20 protein-coding genes and 1 riboswitch are annotated in these 21,401 nt (G+C 49.6%); of the genes, 14 read left to right on the forward strand and 6 right to left on the reverse strand.

The window, feature by feature from the left end:
* Positions 1 to 17 precede the first annotated feature (17 nt).
* From QEH59_RS11535 to rpe, 10 genes are all read left to right on the forward strand, one after another.
* Complete coding sequence (locus tag QEH59_RS11535) at positions 18 to 1,220, forward strand: Lcl C-terminal domain-containing protein (RefSeq protein ID WP_308985525.1); 1,203 nt, start codon at positions 18 to 20, stop codon at positions 1,218 to 1,220.
* 96 nt (positions 1,221 to 1,316) lie between these two features.
* Positions 1,317 to 1,430, forward strand: a riboswitch (TPP riboswitch).
* 64 nt (positions 1,431 to 1,494) lie between these two features.
* Positions 1,495 to 3,678, forward strand: a complete 2,184-nt coding sequence (locus tag QEH59_RS11540; protein ID WP_308985526.1) for a TonB-dependent receptor — start codon at positions 1,495 to 1,497, stop codon at positions 3,676 to 3,678.
* Between the two features lie 310 nt (positions 3,679 to 3,988).
* Positions 3,989 to 4,837, forward strand: coding sequence for an MYG1 family protein (locus tag QEH59_RS11545; protein WP_308985527.1), 849 nt, complete (start codon positions 3,989 to 3,991; stop codon positions 4,835 to 4,837).
* A 126-nt stretch (positions 4,838 to 4,963) separates the two neighbouring features.
* Positions 4,964 to 6,169 (forward strand): molybdopterin molybdotransferase MoeA, encoded by a 1,206-nt coding sequence (locus tag QEH59_RS11550; RefSeq protein ID WP_308985528.1) that lies wholly within the window; start codon positions 4,964 to 4,966, stop codon positions 6,167 to 6,169.
* 11 nt (positions 6,170 to 6,180) lie between these two features.
* Positions 6,181 to 6,663 carry a cyclic pyranopterin monophosphate synthase MoaC gene (gene moaC / locus QEH59_RS11555; RefSeq protein ID WP_308985529.1) on the forward strand — a complete coding sequence of 161 codons (483 nt, stop codon included), beginning with the start codon at positions 6,181 to 6,183 and terminating at the stop codon, positions 6,661 to 6,663.
* Positions 6,664 to 6,679: 16 nt separating this feature from the next.
* Positions 6,680 to 7,276, forward strand: a complete 597-nt coding sequence (locus QEH59_RS11560) for an NTP transferase domain-containing protein (protein ID WP_308985530.1) — start codon at positions 6,680 to 6,682, stop codon at positions 7,274 to 7,276.
* 41 nt (positions 7,277 to 7,317) lie between these two features.
* Entirely contained in the window at positions 7,318 to 7,557 is a 240-nt protein-coding gene (locus QEH59_RS11565) for a MoaD/ThiS family protein (RefSeq protein ID WP_308985531.1), read from the forward strand.
* 27 nt (positions 7,558 to 7,584) lie between these two features.
* A complete protein-coding gene (locus tag QEH59_RS11570) occupies positions 7,585 to 8,052 on the forward strand; it encodes a molybdenum cofactor biosynthesis protein MoaE (RefSeq protein WP_308985532.1) in 468 nt (155 codons plus the stop codon).
* Positions 8,053 to 8,058: 6 nt separating this feature from the next.
* Entirely contained in the window at positions 8,059 to 8,517 is a 459-nt protein-coding gene (locus tag QEH59_RS11575) for an MOSC domain-containing protein (protein ID WP_308985533.1), read from the forward strand.
* A gap of 96 nt (positions 8,518 to 8,613) precedes the next feature.
* The gene (gene rpe / locus QEH59_RS11580) at positions 8,614 to 9,273 is read left to right on the forward strand and encodes a ribulose-phosphate 3-epimerase (protein WP_308985534.1); all 660 of its coding nucleotides are present in this window, start codon (positions 8,614 to 8,616) and stop codon (positions 9,271 to 9,273) included.
* 9 nt (positions 9,274 to 9,282) lie between these two features.
* Here rpe and QEH59_RS11585 read toward each other — a convergent pair whose 3' ends face one another.
* From QEH59_RS11585 to QEH59_RS11605, 5 genes are all read right to left on the reverse strand, one after another.
* Entirely contained in the window at positions 9,283 to 9,582 is a 300-nt protein-coding gene (locus QEH59_RS11585; protein ID WP_308985535.1) for a DUF6172 family protein, read from the reverse strand.
* A gap of 103 nt (positions 9,583 to 9,685) precedes the next feature.
* A complete protein-coding gene (locus QEH59_RS11590; protein ID WP_308985536.1) occupies positions 9,686 to 12,673 on the reverse strand; it encodes an alpha-amylase family glycosyl hydrolase in 2,988 nt (995 codons plus the stop codon).
* Between the two features lie 22 nt (positions 12,674 to 12,695).
* The gene (locus QEH59_RS11595; RefSeq protein ID WP_308985537.1) at positions 12,696 to 13,490 is read right to left on the reverse strand and encodes an HAD-IIB family hydrolase; all 795 of its coding nucleotides are present in this window, start codon (positions 13,488 to 13,490) and stop codon (positions 12,696 to 12,698) included.
* A gap of 327 nt (positions 13,491 to 13,817) precedes the next feature.
* On the reverse strand, positions 13,818 to 14,999 hold the full coding sequence (gene fabV / locus QEH59_RS11600) for an enoyl-ACP reductase FabV (protein WP_308985538.1): 1,182 nt from the start codon (positions 14,997 to 14,999) through the stop codon (positions 13,818 to 13,820).
* Between the two features lie 86 nt (positions 15,000 to 15,085).
* Complete coding sequence (locus tag QEH59_RS11605; RefSeq protein WP_308985539.1) at positions 15,086 to 16,444, reverse strand: UDP-glucose 6-dehydrogenase; 1,359 nt, start codon at positions 16,442 to 16,444, stop codon at positions 15,086 to 15,088.
* Positions 16,445 to 16,556: 112 nt separating this feature from the next.
* Here QEH59_RS11605 and QEH59_RS11610 point away from each other — a divergent pair, with 112 nt between their 5' ends.
* The 4 genes from QEH59_RS11610 to QEH59_RS11625 all read left to right on the forward strand — a co-directional run bounded on the left by QEH59_RS11610 (position 16,557) and on the right by QEH59_RS11625 (position 19,543).
* Complete coding sequence (locus QEH59_RS11610) at positions 16,557 to 17,165, forward strand: TIGR04282 family arsenosugar biosynthesis glycosyltransferase (RefSeq protein ID WP_308985540.1); 609 nt, start codon at positions 16,557 to 16,559, stop codon at positions 17,163 to 17,165.
* Positions 17,166 to 17,240: 75 nt separating this feature from the next.
* A complete protein-coding gene (gene lexA / locus QEH59_RS11615; protein ID WP_308985541.1) occupies positions 17,241 to 17,882 on the forward strand; it encodes a transcriptional repressor LexA in 642 nt (213 codons plus the stop codon).
* A 156-nt stretch (positions 17,883 to 18,038) separates the two neighbouring features.
* Positions 18,039 to 18,425: a VOC family protein gene (locus QEH59_RS11620; protein WP_308985542.1), complete on the forward strand. Its 387-nt coding sequence runs from the start codon at positions 18,039 to 18,041 to the stop codon at positions 18,423 to 18,425.
* A 122-nt stretch (positions 18,426 to 18,547) separates the two neighbouring features.
* Complete coding sequence (locus tag QEH59_RS11625) at positions 18,548 to 19,543, forward strand: fatty acid desaturase family protein (protein ID WP_308985543.1); 996 nt, start codon at positions 18,548 to 18,550, stop codon at positions 19,541 to 19,543.
* A gap of 20 nt (positions 19,544 to 19,563) precedes the next feature.
* Here QEH59_RS11625 and cimA read toward each other — a convergent pair whose 3' ends face one another.
* Positions 19,564 to 21,150, reverse strand: a complete 1,587-nt coding sequence (gene cimA, locus QEH59_RS11630) for a citramalate synthase (protein ID WP_308985544.1) — start codon at positions 21,148 to 21,150, stop codon at positions 19,564 to 19,566.
* Between the last annotated feature and the right edge of the window lie 251 nt (positions 21,151 to 21,401).

Below are 21,401 nucleotides of genomic sequence, written 5' to 3' on the forward strand. Positions count from 1 at the left end.
ACTGTACTTTGTTCAAAATGAAATTTTCGACGTTATTATTACTACTCGGCGGCGCCTGCTCGGCGTCAGACCACCCCTACACCATAGTCGATACGGCTCAGGCTCAGTATTATGATGCCCAGCAAACAATCGATGAGCCGACAGTCAATGAAAGCTATTTCGGTCAGGATGCACACTATAATGGGCACGCCCCAAATTACCAAAACAATAACGATGGCACTATAAGCGACCTGATCACTGATCTCATGTGGACTCGTGAACCTAAAACACAATTGACGCATGCTGAAGCTTTGTCTGGCGCTAAAAATTGTCGTATTGGTGGTTATACCGACTGGCGTCTACCAACCGCAAAAGAACTCTATTCCTTAATTCAATTCAATGGAATCGCGCCTTCGCCGCATCAGAATAATCACGAGAACTTTACACCTTTCATTAATAACGAGTTTTTTAAATTTAAATATACTCAGGCTAACAAAGCTCGGCGCATCTTCGAAACACCCTATGCCACGCGTACCCTCGACATCGACACCAAGCATTCAATCGCACCCGCATATTTTGGGATCGATTTTGCGAACGGCCAAATTAAAAGTTACCGTTTAACTGATCCAAATGGCAAAGCAGAAACCTTCTCAGTACTATACGTACGCGGAAACATTAATTATGGGCTCAATCAATTTAAAGATAATCTGGACGGCACAATTACCGATACCGCGACTGGATTAACCTGGATGCAAAATGACAGTGGTCAGACCATGGATTGGCCCGCCGCGTTGAAATATGCAGCATCGATGAAATTAGCAGGTTATAACGATTGGAGACTGCCAAATGCAAAAGAATTACATAGCCTCGTCGATTACACACGCTCCCCAGATAGCTCAGATTCTGCAAGCATTCAGTCAAAATTTAATGCAACTCCAATTATCAATGAACAAGGCATCAAAGATTACGCCTACTACTGGACCAGCACTTCGTATATAAGACCACGCCATGCAGATCGAGCAGTTTACATTGCCTTCGGCCGTGCTTTGAGCCACGTGGAAGACCCCTTGGCAGGCAAGGAAGCTTGGCTCAATATAAATGGAAGCGGCTCACAAGGCAGCGACTTAAAAAGTGGTGCGCCAGAGGCATCTCCAGAAGGACGCGGTCCACGATCCAACGTCATACGTGTGAATAATATGGTGCGCTTGGTCCGTGGAGGTACTGCGACCTCTAGCGAATAATAATCGCAGCGTAATTCGTATAAGTTAAACAGACCCGCGAACAGGAGTCTCCATGACTTGCTCTTGACAAGGTGGCATGGCGCCCGTTTGTCTAGCGACCTTCCTTAGGGGTGACCTGCATGGGTCTGAGATGCTTTCGAATAATGCCGAAGCGATCCCTTTGAACCTGATCCGGTTGACACCGGCGTAGGAAAAGGAATGGATCGTTTTTTTCAGCGATTCACCTTCAATCGCCCAAAGCCGGATCTCAACAACACATACATTGAGATCCAAAATGAAACACACTATCCGCGCCATCGCGCTATTAAGTATTGCGAGCATCGCCTTCGCCCAAGAAACAGAAGTTCAAATGCTGCCTACCACCGTCGTGACGGGCGAGTTGTGGGAATCTGACATTCAAAAAACCACTGCTAGCGTCACTGTCTTTGATCAAGCAGCACTTGAAAACAGCGGCACGCAGCACTTCGAGGATGTCATTCACTCAATCCCCAACCTGACATGGACCGGAGGCACTTCCCGCCCCCGCTACATTCAAATTCGTGGCATCGGCGAGAACTCACAGTTCGAAGGCGAAACGCCGGATTCCGCAGTCCGCTTTCTTATCGACGATATAGATCTAACCGGAGTCGGCACAGTGGGCAATCTCTTCGACGTGCAACAGGTTGAAGTGCTGCGTGGCCCACAAGCAGGCGCCTTCGGAGCGAATGCAGCCGGCGGGGTGATCAAAATCGTGAGTAATGAGCCCACTCCTTACTGGACCGGCCAAACCGAAGTCACAGTAGGCAATGATGACTTACGTTCCGCTGGCTTCGCGGTAGGAGGCCCACTACTGGAATCCGACCCCGAGAAACTCACCTTTCGTCTGTCTGCGAACAAGCTCGTGCAAAACGGCTTTCGCGACAACCACTACTTTGATCGCGACGACAGCAACGAACGCGACGAACTGAGCACACGGCTGAATTTGCGCTGGATCGCCACTACCGATTGGCAGTTTGACACCACCTTGTTCTATGCCGATGCCAACAATGGCTATGACGAATGGTCGCTCAACAATACAGAATTCGATACCTACTCCGATCAAATCGGACGCGATGAGCAAGAATCCATGGCAGGTAGCATCCGTACCACATGGACAGGTCTGGAAACAGTAGATGTCACCAATATCCTCAGCGGCACTCAAACGGACTCAGTCTACAGCTACGACAACGACTGGGGCGCAGGCTACGTCGCGTGGCCTTTTGCCAGCGGCTATTTAGGTTTCCTTCAAATCGATCGTGAGCGTGAGGTTTATTCAAATGACCTACGTTTCGACTCCAGCGCTCAAGAAGACGCTCTCGGCTTCATCGACCGCTGGACACTCGGACTCTATTATCAAAAACTAGAAGAAGACTCGGTCGCCGATTACGACGACGACTTTGGGACGATGGATGCCACATCCAGCTACGAAAACGAAAGCTTCGCATTGTATGCACAAGCCGCGCACGACCTGAGCGAGCAAACACGGATCATACTGGGCCTACGCATCGAGCAATATGACGTGGAAACCAGTAGTACGGGCGCGGACACAGACTATTACGATGGCCGCTTGAGCAATGGAAATAGCAGCGAAGACGGCACACTATGGGGTGGAAAACTAACCATCGAGCATGACATCAACGACAAGCACATGCTCTTCGCAAGTGCCGCACGTGGCTATAAAGCAGGCGGAGCCAATGTATCCACTTTCAGCTTCGATTTTGACCCTAAAACCTATGAAGACGAAACACTCTATAACTTCGAACTGGGTTTGCGTAGCAACTGGGCAGACGGTGCCATCAGCACTCAAATTACAGGTTTTTATTTACATCGTAAAAATGCCCAACTTCGCGATTCCGTCGGTGCTGGCGGTTTCTTCCGCTACCTCACCGTCAATGGCAATGATGCAGCACACTTAGGGCTCGAAGCCGAAGTAAGTTGGTATATCAGTGAAAACTGGTCCATCAGCGCAGGTCTCGGCCTGTTGGAAACAGAACGTGATAGCTATACAGCACTCGATTCCGATGAGTCCATCGATGAAGACCTGGATGCCGATGATATTGACGACCCTGTAGCCGTAGAAATTGACTCTCGCACTCTAGCCAATGCCCCCAGCTACAACTACCACTTGAGAGTTAATTATCAACCTCAAAGCGGACTCTTCGCACATGCTGAAGTAACTGGAAGCGACAGTTACTACGAATCCAATAGCCACAACGAAAAGCGAAGCGAATTTGCCACCGTCAATGCAGCTATCGGCTACCGCTATGACAATTGGACCTTCACACTATGGGCGAAAAATTTATTCGATGAAGGCTACGAAAAACGTGTGTTCGCCTTCGACAATTTCCATCCCGATGACAACTATAACGAGGTAGAGCGGCGCTACGAAAACCCCGCCAACCCACGCACCTTCGGCGTGACTGCCAACTATAGCTGGTAAGCACCGTCACTAAATCTCTCCAAGGCCCCGCTCCAACGAGCGGGGCTTTTTTGTAAGATTTATACCAATTCTAAGAATCCATGATCCAGTAGACGGTCGAAAGACAGCTTCGAAACTAAGTTTCGGGGGCGATCGACATTTCCCCGGTTATGAGAACCGAAGCTTCCAAAAATATCTCAATTAGGTTCAAACTTTTTGCGAATTCGGATGACAAGTTGCGCTCCATCCAGCGCTCGTCCGACGCGGATGTCATAAATGACGCCCCTACGTTTACATTCGACACCTGCGCCGGAAGTGAAAACCTCCGCATATGTTATCAAAGATAATCACACATCCGGGCGGTGCCCATAAAGACGACTTTCTAGCCTGTGCGGTACTACTCACACAGGCTCCCGTAGCGATTGAACGCCGCGATCCCACTGAGACAGACCTCTGCGATCCAGCTGTGGCGGTGCTCGACATCGGGCATCAGCATAATGCGGAGCTGCATAATTTCGACCACCATCAATTTCCGCGTGACCATGTGCCCACCTGCGCCCTCTCGCTGGTGCTACAGCACATGGGAATTTACGAAGATGCGCGCGAGTTTTGTAGCTGGCTGGAAGTCGCAGAGTGGTTTGATTGCCGCGGCCCCGTTGATACCGCCGCGTGGTTGGGAATGGATCGCGACACCCTAGGCAAGCTCAACTCACCGCTCGACATCACGATTCTGCGCCGTTTCGCAAGTCAGAGCGAGCATAAGCCCGGCGAGCCGATCTGGGAGATCATGCGCATGATCGGCCAAGACACAGTCGATTATATTACGAATTTACGCAGCCGCCTAGACTTCGTGGCAGAGCATGCGGAAGTCTGGGAATTTGACAGTTTTAAGGCACTCTTCATGCCACGCACCGATCCCATGCCAGACGAAGCATCGGCAGGCTTGGGCTATCATGTTGAGAAGCTCGGCTTGGAAGAGGAAGTGCTCGCACTCATTTACCCTGACAGTCGGGGCACAGGCTATGGCATGCGTCGCTTTAATGATGACACACGCATGGAGTTTACCCAACTCGAGGCCGAAAACGACGTTCACTTCACCCATGCCCGCGGCTTTATAGCCAAAACATCCAGTGCCGAAATAGAACGGCTAAAAGAATTAATCGCGATGGCCTACAAATAATCTTAAAAGTAGCAGCGTTCACCCTGAACCCTGCGCAGCGCCTAGCGGTCAAATACGTATTCATCCTAAACTCGACCCAAATTCGAACTTCCCCGCGAATCGAACTTCGACTTAATCAAAAATAGAATGAGAGAATTGATCACGCCCCGACGAGCCAAAGATATTATCTTGGCGACACTCAAAAAATTGCCGTCAGTGGCCTGCCCCATCAGCCAATGCGCAGGGCGCATTCTACGCGAACGAGTCAGCGCGGATCGCCCCTTCCCGCCTTTCAACCGCTCGATGATGGACGGCTACGCAATCCGCACTGCTGAGATCGACGCGAGCGGCACTTTCAAGATCATTGCCCAAGCGCCCGCAGGCGCGCCCGAGTTGACCTTAGGCAATGAGCCTGGTGTTTGCGCCGAAATCATGACTGGTGCCGTCGTTCCGAGCGATGCGGACTGCGTCGTTCCATACGAAGTCACCCGCCAAATCGACGAGACACATATGCAAGTCATCAATCGCAAGGACCATGCGGCAGGCGATTTCATTCACGCATATGCCAGCGACCGTCCCATCGGCGAAGTGCTGCTCGCACCAGGTATTTGCATCGGCTCACGCGAGATCGCCGTCGCAGCCAGCTGTGGCTGCAAAACACTCTTGGTATCGGAAAAGCCATCCATCGCAGTCGTCAGCACAGGCGATGAATTGGTCGATATCACAGCCACCCCAGCCGCCCACCAGATCCGCCGCTCCAACGATTTAATGATCGATGCGGCACTCAAGCGCCGCGATCTGCCTGCAGCTCAGTTAGCCCACTTGCCCGACGAACCGAACGCCTGCCAAGCGCAACTCCAGGCTCTCATCGCTCAACATGACCTGATCATTCTCAGTGGTGGCATTTCAATGGGAAAAAAAGACTACATTCCCGCAGCCTTGGACGCACTCGGGCTGCACTGTCAGTTTCACGGTGTTGCCCAAAAACCTGGCAAACCACTGGGTTTCTGGAGCCATCCCGAGTGCGCAGTGTTCACCCTCCCGGGTAACCCGCTCTCGACGCTTACCTGCTGGCACCAATATGTGCTCCCAGCGCTCGACCATTTTATGGGACAAGACAGCTCCCCAATTCCCCCACAGCTCAGCCTCGAAGCTCCGGTCAAAGCCCGCGACGATATCACGATCTTCCTACCAGTCAGTCGCAAGGCCAACAACATCGCCTCTGCCCAACCTGCCAACAATTCAGGCGATCTCGTTCGTATCCTACAAAGCGACGGCTATATCGAACTGCCCCCGACTCAGGAAAAAGGCTATCCGACTGGCAAAAGCTTCGACTTTCACCCCTGGTATTAGAAACTCTAGGCATGGAATTTACCCATATCGACAAAGACCAACGTCCCACCATGGTGGACGTTTCCGCCAAAACGGCCACGCAGCGCACGGCCATCGCTGAATGCTATGTTTATCTCGGCAGCGAGATCATGTCTGCCTTCGCTGAAGCCGGCTGGAGTAGCAAAAAAGGTCCCATCTTGGATACTGCTATCATCGCTGGCACCATGGCCGCCAAAAAGACCTCCGAGCTGATCCCATTTTGCCATCCACTCAACCTCAAGTCGGTCAAAATTGAGATCACTCCAGTCGATGAGGCGCGCTTACGGATCGAAGCAAGAGTCAAAGTGCTGGACCAGACTGGCGTCGAGATGGAAGCCCTCACCGCCGCCAGCGGTGCCGCGCTGACACTGTATGATATGTGCAAAGCGGCCTCCAAAAACATCGTGATCGAATCCACCCGTCTGGTCGAAAAGACCGGCGGCAAATCCGACTATCACTTAAACCCGACAGCTTAACGCCGTCCATACACTGATGACTCACCCAATTTACGGACTCGTCCTGGTCGGTGGCCAGAGTCAGCGCATGGGGCGCGACAAGGCACTGCTCCGCTACGGTTCAGGCCCGACACAACTCGAACGCACCGCCGCGCTGCTACAAAGCGTCTGCTCGCAGGTCTTTATTTCTCAACGCTTGGAGCAAGCCTTTGCTACACCCGCAGGCACCACTGCCATTTACGATCAGCTTGAGCACGTTAAGGGGCCACTCTGCGGCATCCTCTCAGCCATGCACACGCATCCGGACGCGCACTGGCTGGTGCTGGCCTGCGACCTCCCCTATTTGAAAACCGCTACCTTGGAGAAACTCATTGCTGCCTTCCAACAGCAAGCGCCCCAACTCACGGCCTATCGCAGTAGCCACGACGGCTTGCCCGAGCCACTCTGCGCGATCTATCCCGCAGGCAGCGATACCGCACTCTTGGCTCTATCACAGAAACTCGGTAAATGTTGCCCGCGTAAACTACTCATCGTTAAAGAAGCGTCGCTGGTGCAACAAGACGATCCCCGCAGTCTCGATAATGTCAACACCACCGAAGAATACCAACAAACCCGGGGCGAATTCACCACATAAACACGCGTCCCCGTCCACCCCTCAATCCCTTCGACTCTATCATGCAAATCCATATATTATACTTCGCGCAACTCGCCGACTTAGCCGGAAAAACTGAAGAATCCCGCAGCATCGACCACAATTCCCCCGCCGAACTTTACGCCAACTTGAAACACAGCTACAATTTCCCGCACGAGTTCAAGCATTTGCAAGTAGCGATCAACCACCAACTATCAGCACACAGCACCGAACTAAAGGACGGCGACTCAATCGCCTTTCTACCTCCCATGACTGGCGGTTGATTCTCCATTTGCACTGCCCCATTCATAATGAATTTTCATCTCACAGACCAAGCCATCGAGCCCACCAGCTTACGCCGAAAACTGCTCTCACTCTCAGCAGGCGCTTACTGCAGCTACGAAGGCTGGGTGCGTAACCATAACGAAGGTAAAGTAGTCAAAGAACTTCACTACAGTGGCTACCCGCAACTCGCCCCGAGTATTGCGAATACAATACTCAAAGAGGCCAAAGAAAAATTTCATATCGAAGACGCAGCTGTGGTGCATCGCACCGGAGCACTCACCACTGGAGACATCGCGGTTTGGGTGGGCGTAACTGCTCATCACCGTGGCGACACCTTTCTCGCATGTCGTTATATCATCGACAACGTTAAACACCGACTCCCGATCTGGAAAAAGGAAATCTACACCGACGACACCCAGGCCTGGATCGAAAGTAACCACTGCGGATGTGCTGACCCAAAGAACCTAGAGCATCCGCATCAAACACATCCCTGAGCCCACATGAAAATCCAAGCTATCTACATTTCAACTGGTCACGACTTCGTTGGTCGCCATGGAAAAGGCCGTCTCAACCACGGCATCCAAAAAGTCGATACCGTGGACTGTGTCGCGGGATCTGGGCTCGTCGGTGATCGCTATTTCAACCACAAAGAAGACTACAAGGGCCAAATCACCTTCTTCGATTGGGCCGTCTATCTGCGTATCCGCAAGGATTTCAACTGCCCCGAGCTCGACCCCGCCTGGTTCCGGCGTAATGTCTTAACCTCAGGAGTCGACCTCAACACACTGATCGGCAAACGCTTCACCTTGCAAGGAGTCGAATTCGAAGGCAGCGAGGAATGCCGCCCCTGCTATTGGATGGACGAAGCCGTGGCCCCTGGCGTGCATGAAGCACTCAAAGGTTTTGGAGGTTTACGGGCCCGCATATGCAACAATGGATCCCTTAGCTGTGATGGCTAAGGGATTCGCAATTATAAGAACAATAACTGCAGGAAAAGAATCTCTTTCGTTGATTATCATTTTGCGTATAATAACTTTTCGCACTCAATCAAATGCATGCCTAGCCCACATCCAACTCTACTCGCACCGTCTATCCTGGCGGGGGATCATGCCAATCTGCGCAGCAGTTTAAAAACCATTGAAGATGCGGCACTTGAATGGGTGCACCTCGACATTATGGATGGCCATTTCGTGCCGAACCTAAGCTTCGGTCCACAAACGATTAAAGCCATGCGTCCCGACTCGACGCTCTTCTTCGATGTTCATTTAATGCTGGATAATCCCCATCTTTACATCGATGCCTTCCTTGATGCAGGTGCTCAACAGATTACGATTCACGTCGAGCCCGACTACCCTGTGGCTGACACCCTCGCCTATATCAAATCAAAAGGCTGCAAATGCGGCGTAGTGCTCAATCCAGACACCCCAGCTGAAGATGCTAAAGAATTCCTAAGTGCATGTGATATCGTGCTCCTAATGACCGTACAACCGGGATTTGGAGGCCAGAGCTTTCGGCACGATGTCTTACCAAAGATCGAACAATTTGATCGTTGGCGTAAGGAACTGGGTCTCGATTACCGCTTAGAAATAGACGGCGGCGTAGATTTAGAAACGGCTCCACTCTGCACGCAACGCGGAGCTGATACACTCGTAGCAGGCACAGCATTTTTCAAAGCAACAGATCCGGCAGCATTCATTCAGTCAGTCACAGCGTAAGCTGCCAGGCTAGGCGCCTTGTTCTGACTTTTTCTGACGTTTGGCCGCCTTGGAGATCACTTCCACGTAAACGGTTTCCCCTCCATCGGTCAAAGCCTGCCCAATCGCCCGTGAAAGCGCACTCACATGTACTTCGACCGCAGAATCAGCAGTAATACCAGCCTTGCAGTCAAAATCCCAAAAATCCTGTCCCTCCGGTAGCTTCTTGTTACGTTCACGCTTAAGATACTTATTCACCTCCGCACGAATCGAATCGACCAAGCGTTCAGGATGGATTTTGGAGTGAGTGAGCGGAAAAGTTTTTTTCATAAGAGCGCGAAGCGTCTAGGGAATTTCCTCAAAGGCAATCGCTATCTCTCGCAAGCATTCATACCAATCCCAGACAAGGATCAACGATCCGTGTAATGGATGACTATACCTTGTTTGAAATCCACACGCAGCTGTATGGCTCCAGCACAATCTCACCTTCTAGATCACTGTAAGTTTGACCACTAATCAGGTCACACCATGACTCGGTCGCGATGAGGTTCAATTCCACCAATGGTATGGTCTGTTTTTCAGCAGACACATTATTCAAGGCAAATAGTGATTGATCGCGGTTGAGACTCTCGCGCCAAAATGCAAATACTTGATCGGAGAAGTGTAGCGTGTATTGAGTTGCATTCGGATGCAGGGCTGATTGTTTACGACGAATTTGTATAAGCCGTTTCATTTCAGAAAAGACCGCCTGATGATGACGAGTATGATCTTCCAATGCCGCCTGTAACTCATCCACAGGCCACTGATAACGATTGATAGTTCGAGCACGCCCCGTTTGTGCCATTCCTTCACGATTATTTTCAGTACCCAGTAAACTGTGAATATAAATGGCAGGCAAGCCCTCTAAAGCCAGCATGATGGTATGCGCGCACAGGAAGCGGGCCATTTGTAGATTGTCAGCTTCACCGCCAATGGTTTTAGCCATCGCACTGTAGAGCGATATGTTCGCTTCGTAAGGAGTTAAGTCCCCCTCTGGTGTGCGACGCATCGAGATTTCGCCGCCACTCTCGCGAATATTTTCGACCAAATCATTTAACTCCTCACTCGAAAGCAAGCCCTCAGCGGGACGTAGTCCAATGCCATCGTGTGAAGCGATAAAATTCAGATAGGCCCGACCACGCCGAGCTGGAGGCATCGACATCATCCATGTCTTTAAATGCTTACAGTTGCCACTCAAAATCGAATTCAATAATAAGGGAGGCAGTGAAAAGTTATAAATTAAATGCGCTTCATTATCATTACCAAAATAACTTAAATTTTCGCGATTGGGCACATTGGTCTCTGTAATGATGACCGCGGAAGGCTCCAAATTCTCAATCACAATACGGAGTAATTTGATTAACTCATGCGTCTGTGGTAAATGCACACAGTTACTCCCGGATTCCTTCCACAAAAAAGCGATCGCATCCAAGCGAAAGTAACGAATCCCCTGCTCCACGTAATGTCGTATAATTCGTACGATTTCATAGAGTACCTCTGGATTTTTGTAATTCAAATCCACCTGATCCTCACTGAAGGTGCACCACACATGTTTCTCACCATCCACTGTCTTTACCTCAGTCAATAATGGCGTGCTTCGTGGACGTACCACCTGAGACAGATCTTCGTAGTCCGTACCTTCGATAAAATAATCACGGCCAGGGTCTCGGCCTTTAAGAAAATTCTGAAACCAACGCGATTGGCTGGAACAGTGATTAATCACTAAATCAGCCATGACATCAAAATCCTCTGCGATGGACTGCAGGTCTTCCCAGGTCCCGAGATTGCTGTCGACTGCCTTATAATCAATGACAGAGAAGCCATCATCCGAGCTATAAGGATTGAAGGGCAGCACATGCACAGCGCTCAGAGTATCGCGTAGATCACGCACAAGAAAATTCTTCAGCTCTCTCAGCGGCTTACGCGCTTCGCTGATAATGGAATTCCCGTAAGTAATCATCATTACGTCCGACTGATCCCACTTACTGGTCCCCAAGGCGACTGGCGCCACTTGTTCCGACATATTAGCCGCTTCGAGTAAATGATCGGTAATTTCTTCAGCCTGATCGGCACCGTAAATTTCATTTACATGCAACGCAACACGCTGACGCACACGCTGCGTTTTAGGGTGTAATGCTGGGTTAACCACAATCTCGGAGCCAAATTCTTGTCGATCATCCTCCACAGCCTCTTTAAGTTGATGCAAAATATCGGGCACAGCAGCAATGACTCGTTTCCAGCTCGGCATAAATGGCACATCCATCGATTTGCTCGGATCTAAAAACTCCTCGCCTGCATTGAGAATATTCTCGGCAAAGACCTCCACCGCCGAGCCCTCAGTATGACGGTCAAACTTCAGCCCATTAATCATGGCATCACTATGATAGCTATCGACCAAGTCCAGCGCGATGCGGAAATAAGCCGCCTTAATCGTGCGCACATGCTCATGTGAAAAGACCTGCCCCTGTGTGGCCATCTTACGATAGAGCGACTTCGTGATATCGCAACTCATCTTCGATAGCCCACGACTGCGATCTTCCAGCGAGAGGTCTTGGTGCTTATGGTCGTAGGTGTCAGCGACGTCCACCTGACAAATCTGATTGGTCGAGTAATTGCGTTGCATTTCGGAAAGTACGCCCATTTCCAAGCCCCAATCCGAAGGAATGCGAATATCTTCAATCACATCGCGTTGCATGGAGAACTCACCTGCCAATGGATAATGAAAACTATCTAAATAATCTAAATATTCATTGGCTCCGCAAACTTTCTTAAGTGCACGTATCAGCGGCGTCACCAGCAATCGGCACACCCGCCCATTCATCGAGTTATTGGCGACACGTGCATAGTAGCCCTTACAAAACTTATAGCTAAAGGAGGGATTTGCCACTGGATATATGAGACGTGCCAACATATCACGCTTGTAAGTGGTGATATCGCAATCGTGCAGCGCGACTGACTGCGCCTTTCCAGCAGCCAGCACATATCCGAACATGTACCAAACATTACGCCCCTTCCCCATCTCCTTGGGGGCCAAGCCTTTTTCTTTTAAGAGTGCATCGATCTTACGCAAGCGAGGCCCATCATTCCAAAGCACTTCCGGTTGTTGCGGTAAACGGCTAAAGAACTCCAAAGCATGCCGGTACTCGGCCTCATTGGCACGATCCAGACCTACCACAATCTGATCTAAATAAGGCACATCCGCGAGCTCGTCTACAATCGAACTCAATGCCGGCATTTTTAGTTCTGAATACAGTGAAGGCAGTACCAAGGCCATCGGCCGGCGCTTCCGAAATTGCATTAGATCCGCCTCAAGCTTTTCCAGTGGACGGTTGTTGAGCTGATGCAGTGTCGTGATCAGTCCGTGTTGATGAAAGTCTCCCATAGTTAGTTTAAGTATTAGGTATTTAGCAGTATTCGTTTAGGATAGATAGCACCGCCGCATTCCAACCTTTGGAAGTCGGAAACGGAGCCTGTAGTACCCGCGGTGCCTGAGGTGTAATATGCGGGCCATCAGCATGCGGAATGACTACCGCAATGTCAGCCGCTTCGAGCATTGCGGTATCATTGGCACTGTCTCCTAATGCCACCACTATCCAATTCACGGTTGGCTCTTGCGTTTTAAAAAAATCGAATACTGCGGTCAAACCATCCGCTTTATCGGCTGTTCCCATCAGGTGCCAAAAGCGCCCCCCCCGTAACATGCGTATTCCATCCACTGCCAATGCCTCAGCAAAAGCAATGCGATGCAACTCCGTATCATTCCATACAATGGGTTCAGTAGCAAGACGCGAACGTGAACGCTGTGCTTGCTGAACGGTCAACCCCGTGCGTTCAGCTAATTCTTGATCACTCCAGTCCGCAAAACCTGCAAAACGATAGCCCATCGCATGACGCAATTGATGTGCAGCGCTCAAGATCTCACTACGCGCCACCCCATGTATCTCTACCGTATAATTGCCTCCCCGTTCTTCCTGTATGGCTAGTAAACCTCCATTCTCCGCAACGATAGGTGAATCCAATTTTAATTCCTTGGCCAAATCCTCCATTTCCGCCAGCGTCTTACTTGAATTCAAAACCAAAGGCAGCCCTAATTCACGTAAGCGGGCAATTGCTTCTCCAGCCGCCTCATACGAGTATGTATGGTCCAACAAAGTCGCATCTAAATCAGTTACGAACAACAGTTTATGCTGCAATCCCATAAAACTTAATGTGTCGCGTTTAAACTCCGGAGGACTTGCACTCGCACAAAGGCTGGCTTGGGCTGCTCCGCCACAAAACACCTAAGCATCATAGAGAGCCATCGCATAAATAATCGCATACATTGAGTAAACATATCCAACGCAAAGCAAATACTATGCCAATTCAGAAAACAACTCTGTTCACAAGCTAAGTAGGCCATTGCCAGGAGTGCTAGATTCCCAAGCCACAGCAACCATCAGCCTCCATCTGCAATTAAGAAAAAGCAGCAAGAAATACTCAAGGCACCCCCAAAACTGTAAGGCCCGCCCCCGCGGCAAAAGCAAACGCTATCTATCAGCACTCGGCAAATCGACATCGACTTCTACATCTTCTGCGTAATCGACACCAGGTAGACCAAAACCGAAAAGTGACAGAAAATTATTTTGGTAGCCTGCGTAATCAGACTGCTCATAGAGCGTCTCACTGCTGATCCCTGGCCAGATATCGGCAACCGCTTGCTGCACGTCCGGCTCCATTTCCCAATCATCTACCCGGATACGCCCCTCACTATCCAATTCTAGATCCTCCCCATAAAGACGCTCATTGAGCAAACGCACCATTTGCTCAATGCAATCTTCGTGTGTGCCCTTGCCCTTCATGATTTTAAAGAGAATGGAAATATAAAGCGGCACCACAGGAATCGCAGAGCTCGCTTGCGTAACCACAGCTTTATTCACTGCAACATAAGCCGCACAATCGTATTTTTCAGTAATGGCCGCTGCAGCACGTTCCACATCTTTCTTCGCTTGGCCAATCGTACCGTTCGTATATACAGGCCAAGTCAACTCGGGTCCAATATAAGAATATGCCACACTCTTGGCCCCCGGTGCCAGCACTCCAGCCTGATCCAATGCTTCCATCCATAACTCCCAATCCTCGCCTCCCATAACTTTTATGGTATGCTCAACATCGTCGCCCTCAGCGGGTTGGATGGTGACCTCGTTAACTTCATTCTTATCGGTATCGAGCGTGCGATTGGTAAAAGGTGCGCCGATCGGCTTCAATACAGACTTGTATGTCTCCCCCGTCTTCGGGTCAGTACGACGCGGTGAAGCTAGGCTATAAACCACAAGGTCGACCTGCCCCAGATCAGCCTTAATCATTTCAATCGTTTGAGCCTTTATCTCATCGGAAAACGCATCCCCATTGATACTTTTAGCGTAGAGACCTACCTCATGGGCAGCTTTTTCGAAAGCAACGGAATTATACCATCCGGCACTGGCAGGTTTACCCTTGATTGAGGGACGCTCAAAAAACACGCCCAAAGTGGCGGCATCATGACTGAACGCAGACGCAATCCGAGTCGAGAGGCCGTAGCCAGTTGAACTGCCAATAACGAGAACTTTCTTAGGGCCACCGGACATCTTGGCCGCTTGAGCAATTTCAATTTCCTGGCGAACTTTGGCTTCGCATCCCTTGGGGTGCGCAGTAATACAAACAAATCCTCGAATACGTGGCTTAACAATCATAAGTCTACAGTGATATAATTTAGGGAATAAAATCGTAAATCAAAACAGGGAATACCTGAGTGGCAATGGGTAATTCGCTGTTTCGTTTAGCCTTTGCCAATACCGCTAGCCTCAAAACCAATCTCACGCAAAGCTTCCAAGTCTAATAAATTACGACCGTCAAACAGGAAAGCAGGCAGCTGCATCTGATCATAAATTCTCTGAAAATCGAGCGCCTTAAATTCATCCCATTCAGTCAGCACCAAAATCGCATGTGCATCCCGGGTCGCGGCATAGGCATCCTTACAGTAACTGACGTTGGGATGATCTGCGTCGATACCTAAATCACGTTGAATCTGTTCGACCTCAACCTTTGGATCATAAATAGCGAGATTGGCCTGCTCATCCAACAAGTCCTGGCAAACATAGATCGCGGCGGACTCACGTGTGTCATTGGTATCCTTCTTGAAGGCAAAGCCTAGAATCGCAATCTTCTTGTCCGAAACCGTATTAAACATTGCGGAAATGACACGATGACTGAAGCGATGCTTCTGATAGTCATTCATCTCGATCACACTGTTCCAATAAGCCGCCACCTCAGGCAATCCGAAATGTTCACAAAGATAAACCAGATTGAGAATATCCTTCTGGAAACACGATCCACCAAAACCGACAGAGGCCTTCAAAAACTTAGGACCAATCCGGCTATCCGTGCCAATGGCATGAGCCACCTCGTCAACATTGGCCTCGGTTGCCTCACACAGTGCTGATATCGCATTGATGGAAGAAATACGCTGCGCTAAAAACGCATTGGCGGTCAGTTTGGATAATTCCGAGGACCATAAATTAGTCGTGAGCACACGCTCACGTGGCACCCACGTCGCATATACATCCACCAGCTTCTGAATGGCCAGCTTCCCCTCTGGGGTTTGATCACCACCGATCAAAACACGATCGGGTGCCTGCAAGTCAGTCATGGCTGTACCTTCAGCCAGAAATTCCGGATTGGACAAAATCTGAAATTTCCGCCCGTTTGAATTCGATTCCAATATCCGCTTCACCGATTCTGCCGTGCGTACCGGAAGAGTGGACTTTTCCACAACAATCTTATCATTTTCTGCGACTTCGGCAATCTTGCGCGCACATTTTTCAATATAACGCAAATCTGCAGCTCGCCCGGCACCCACCCCGTAGGTCTTCGTTGGCGTATTCACACTGAGGAAAATCATCTCCGCATCACGAATCGCCTGATCGATATCAGTGGAGAAAAATAAATTTTTACCACGTGCTCCAGCCACAATTTCGTCGAGGCCTGGCTCAAAAACCGGTAATTTTTCGGAATTCCAAGCATCAATACGTGCTTGGTTAATGTCCACGACTGTAACAGTATGTTCACTGCACTGATGTGCGATCATAGCCATCGTGGGGCCACCTACGTATCCTGCGCCAATGCAACAAATTTTCATGCCTGATTTAGCTACAGTATCTCATACCTCTGACAAGGGAATTTTATAAGTAGTCGAGACTCATTACAGTTGAACGAAAGTCCATCTACCCTCGACTTAGAAATTAATTACGATGCCCACGATCCTAATATTCCTGAAAGCACCCCGCAGAAACTACGTAAAAACCCGACTAGCACACGCAGTCGGCGCTGCGGATGCGCTCCACGCCTACCGTGCCTTGGTCATGCGTCAATTAACTGCACTGCCAAAAAAGTCACCACTGGAAATTCATTACACCCCCCGCGACGCGCAAGCAGAAATGCAGACCTGGCTCGGTCAAAACAATAAGTACTACCCTCAATTTGAAGGTGCCTTGGGTGAACGCTTAGAACAAGCAGTCGCCGCAGCCTTTCAACGTGGCGCCAAATCCGTCGTCTGCATTGGTGGCGACTGCCCACAGCTCAATGCATCGCATATAGAAGAAGCAGAGCGGCAACTACTGGCCGGAGAAGACGTCGTATTCGGCCCCAGTGAGGATGGTGGCTACTATTTAATCGCGATGAAGACGCCCCTCCTCGAACTTTTCAGGGAGATCCCATGGAGCACAGCTCACACATTACAGGCCTCACTCGATAAAGCCCAAGCACTACAATTAAAAGTTGCTCGCCTGGAAACTCTTTATGATGTTGACCAGATTCAGGAACTGGAACGCGCTCTAGCAGACAAGCTGATTCAAGTTTAAAACCTCCAGCGGCAAACAGGACAGGCACCCTAAAACTTGACAATGGACACTTGTTCACCTAAACAAGTGCTCACCATGAAAGATCTCACAACGCGCCAACAGGAAATCCTCACCTTTATCGAGCATTATGAATGGAGAAATGGCTACTGGCCGAGTATCCGTGAGATTCAGGAGAAATTTAATTTCAAGAGCACCAACGCTGTGATGGGGCACCTACGCGCCTTGGAAAAGAAGGAAGCTATCGAACGCATCTCAGGGCAGGCACGCACATTTCGTATCCACCGCCCCGATGCACCGGAAATGAACGCGATCCCAGAAGACGCAACTGAAGTTGTGGACATACCTGTTATGGGTGATATCGCTGCAGGCTATCCCGACCGCGTCGAACCAGCAGGAGAAATCGGCCGCTTACAAGTCGACATTGCTAGCGCAGGTTATTCGAGCCGACGGCGCAGTTTTGCCCTGCAAGTTCGGGGGGATAGCATGGTTGATGCAGAGATTTATGAAGGCGACATGGTAGTCATAGAACCGCGTGATCCCCGCAACGGAGATATCGTGGCTGCGCTCATTGATGGCGAAACCACACTCAAACGCTACATACAAAGAGGCAGTGAACCTCCCTATTTAAAGGCTGAAAACAAGTTCTATCCAGAGCTCTACCCAATCAACGAGCTCACTGTTCAAGGCGTGGCCAAGGCTGTAGTACGAAGCCTATAGTACGAAGCCTATAGTACGAAGCCTGTAGTATGAAGCCTGTAAAATAATAAAGCTGCTGCCCAAACTGGAACTTTAAGTTGAATCTTAAGCAAGTTGCGCATAGATGTAATCGCAATCTTCCAATTAACGATTTAACATTCTACAGCACAACATAACATGCCAATCACATTCGACCACACCCGTATTCGCGTCTCCAACCTCGAAAAATCAATCGATTGGTACTGCCAGACTTGCGGCTTCAAAGTTTTAAAACGCACCGACAAATCCCCCAGTGGCAATCAGCTCGCTCACCTACAGATACCAGGCAGTGCACACAACCTAGAACTAACCTACTCTCCAGACTATGAAGTCAAAGTCCCGGAAGATCTGGTACATACCTGCATTCGCGTCGACAACATAATCGCTTATTGCGAAATGCTGGAGGGGCTCAACCTCCCCTTGGATCTCTGGCCATCAAACTGGCGTGAAAAATTCAGTGATGGCAAAAAAATGGCCTTTATCACGGATCCGGATGGTTACGAAGTAGAAATCCTCGAACATTAAGACTCGCCAGAGTTAAACAGGCATAGCAAAAGCTCCCTACTAATTCCACATTTAGCGAGTCGTCTAAGTATAACTTCGGCAATTACGCCTTGTTTCATGATGGATCCACGTCAAAGGACATCATGAGAACAGGAAAAACTCTAATACTGGCAACGCGCGAATTTGCCAAAGACAACACAGCCCAAAGCTGGGCCCACATACTATCGACTATTCTATATATGCTAGTCGTCGCAGCCATTATTATTTGGCTCCCCATGTGGTACCTACGACTTCCAGCCTCAGTGCTACTCGGCCTATTAATGGTGCGCATGTTTGTGATCTATCACGACCACCAACATCACGCAATCCTCCCCCATTCCAAACTAGCCAAATGGCTCATGCGCCTAGGAGGCATCCTTGCCATGACTCCCAGCTGTATCTGGCAACACTCACACAACCATCATCACAACCACAACTCAAAGCTTCGAAGCACACACATTGGCTCATACCCAGTGATGACGAGTGAGCGCTATAAAAACTCAACCAAAAAAGAGCGGCTTAAATACCTACTCATGCGCCACCCTGTCACCATCTTATGCGGGTATTTTACAGTGTTTATTTTGGGCATGTGTATCATCCCAATGCTGGATAACTTGAAAGCTAATAGGGATTCGCTCATTGCCCTGTTGGTCCACGCACTACTCTATACACTAGTGATCAGCGCACTCGGATGGACACTCGCGGCGTTCACGATATTTATACCCTTCTTCACCGCAGGTGCCATCGGCTCCTACTTATTCTACGCACAGCATAATTTCCCCCAGGTCATCTTTAAAGATAAAGAAGGTTGGTCCTACGAAGGGGCAGCATTGGACTCCTCAAGCTTTTGCAAAATGGGCACAGTCATGAATTTCATGACCGGTAACATCGGCTATCACCACATCCATCACCTCAATGCGAAGATTCCCTTCTACCGCCTGCCGGAAGTGTATGCGAAACTACCTGAGCTACAAACACCCCGTATCACCACATTACATCCTAAAGAAATTCTACGCTGCTTAAGCTTAAAAGTCTGGGATGTGGAGCAACAGAGACTCCTACCACTTAAGGTAGCGTTCCCCTCAGATTCCGCGAAGTAACGTAGTTTACGCAGCTTCGACTACTTTGACTCTTTCTCCGACTCCAATAGAATTTTATATTCTACCGAATCCACTAAGGCCTCCCAGGTCGCTTCGATAATATTATCACTAGCCCCAACAGTGCCCCAGATTTCATGGCCATCCGTCGACTCGATTTGCACGCGAATCAGCGCATCCGCACCATGTTGACTATCTAAAATACGCACCTTGAAGTCGATCAGTTCCACATCCATGATTTCTGGAAAGACGGGAGCAATGGCCTTACGCAAAGCATCATCCAAGGCTCCAACTGGACCATTGGCCTCAGCCACGGTATGATGTATCTCATCACCAATCTTCACCTGGACAGTGGCTTCAGAAACAGTTCGCTTCAAGGACGATTGATGTCCGACCATCACACGGTAACCGATTAACTCAAAATCCTCTTTCTTACCTTTCAGAAAGCGATTCAATAACAACTTAAACGAAGCATCTGCAGCCTCATACCCATAACCTCGAAATTCAAGCTCTTTCAACTCGGCAAGGAATTCTTTGAGCTCCGGAGAACGTGGGTCTAAATCCACCCCGATTTCCTTAGCCTTCATCATCACGCTACTGCGCCCAGACATGTCAGATACCAACACACGGGTGCGATTACCAACCAATTCCGGCTCGATGTGCTCGTAACTATGCTTCACCTTTGCAGCCGCGTCAGCGTGCACCCCTCCCTTATGCGCAAAAGCAGCCGGGCCTACAAAAGGAGCAGAATTATCAGAGGCACGGTTCGCCATCTCATCCACAAAGAGCGACAGATCACGCAGTTGCTTCAGATTGGGCGCACAGTTTAGCTCCTTGCCCATTTTCAAAATTAAATTTGGGATAATCGTGGTTAGGTTGCCATTACCATTGCGTTCACCGACCCCATTGATGGTGCCTTGCACCAACGCCGCCCCCGATTCCACTCCAGCCAGCGACACAGCGACCCCCAGACCGGAATCATTGTGACAATGTACACCAATCGGTGTATCAGGAAAATGGGCCACCACTTGGTCAACAATCTCATTCACTTCGGAAACGAGCTTGCCACCATTGGTATCACATAAAGTCAGGTTAATGGCCCCACCTCGCTTAGCTGCTTCCAGAGTCTGCAATGCATAGTCCGGATTATCACAAAACCCGTCAAAAAAGTGCTCTGCATCATAAATAACTTCACGCCCATTTTCTTTCAAAAAACGAACCGAATCTTCAATCATCTTCAGATTCTCCTCCGCAGTGGTACGCAAAATTTCAACTACATGTAAAAGCCAAGTTTTTCCAAAAATAGTCACGACTGGAGTCTTCGCATCCAAAAGCAATTGGAGCTGTGGATCCTCCTCCGCAGTCAAGCTGGCACGACGAGTCGAACCAAAAGCTGCAATCTTCGCATGTTTCAGATTTAGCTTCTGAGCTTCCTCGAAGAAAGCCATATCACGCGGATTTGACCCAGGCCAGCCTCCTTCAATATAATCAATACCAAACTGATCCAATTTCTCGGCGACTCGAATCTTACCGGCTACCGTAAAAGAAACACCCTCGCCCTGTGTGCCGTCGCGGAGTGTGGTATCGTAAATTTTAATGGCTTGTGTCATAATGCTCGCTGAATAGGGAAAGCGGAGAAAAACAATGACTCATCGCAGTCGGCGCAAACCAAAAAAATCGATCAAGCTCCGAGGATGGTGTCGCTTCCGTAAGATTTCGTACAATTCTGCAGTTAAGGCGGCCTAGACATTTACTTAAACTTACAACACCCAACTAGACGCAATCTCATGATAAGGAATCTTACCAGTGTACCAGTGTCCATGCTCACGTCCTCTCGCAATAAATCCGCACCCCTTCCACC

Source organism: Thalassobacterium sedimentorum (genome assembly GCF_031127905.1).
GTDB classification, from domain to species: Bacteria; Verrucomicrobiota; Verrucomicrobiia; order Opitutales; family Coraliomargaritaceae; genus Thalassobacterium; species Thalassobacterium sedimentorum.